At 63.9% G+C, this 628-nt stretch carries 1 protein-coding gene; it reads right to left on the bottom strand.

The window, feature by feature from the left end:
* The coding region (locus tag JK635_RS28680; RefSeq protein ID WP_202655052.1) for a TIGR03016 family PEP-CTERM system-associated outer membrane protein at nucleotides 1-628 on the bottom strand (628 nt) is incomplete at both ends.

Raw genomic sequence — 628 nt, 5'->3', positions numbered from 1 at the left:
GGCCGAGATCGCGTTCTCGCGGAAATCGGTTCCCGTCTGGCTGTACGAGCCCTGGTAGCGGCGCAGCTCAACCGTGCCGGTGGTTTTTGGCGACAGCTGATGCGACAGGCCCAGCGTGACGAGCGTGTTGTCGTCGGTGCGGTTGCTCAGCAATGAAGTGGTGCGGTAGTAACGCGCATTCAGGTTCATCGACGTCGATGGCGTCAGGCGCAGGTTCCACAGGCCGCTCACGCCGCGCTGGCGCGACTCGTCGATGAACAGCTGGTTGCCGCCCGTAAACAGGCCGACGTTGTCGGACACGGCCGTCTGCGGACGGCGCAGGGTGTTATAGACCGAGACCAGCACCGTGGACTTGCCGGTGTTGAGCGCCACCGAGCCCTGCAGCCGCTTTTGCAGGAAAAAACGGTTGGACAGGCCGGCGTTCGGGTTGGCCAGGGTTGCGGGCAGATTGGTGGCGCGGATGAACGCCTCGACCGCCTGCGCGCGCGCCGTCGGATCGGCAATCGTTGCGGAAAACACCTGATCCAGGAAGGCCGTGGTGCTGATCGATCCGGAGTCGAGCAGTTGCTGCTGGGTGGTGGTGATGTCTTCGTTGTAGCTGACGTTCCAGGTGGTATAGCGGCTGCGG

This window comes from Neobacillus paridis, assembly GCF_016765675.1.
GTDB classification, from domain to species: Bacteria; Bacillota; Bacilli; order Bacillales; family Cytobacillaceae; genus Neobacillus; species Neobacillus paridis.
Note: the sequence above shows the minus strand (reverse complement) of the source record. Positions and strands in the feature narration are given on the sequence as shown.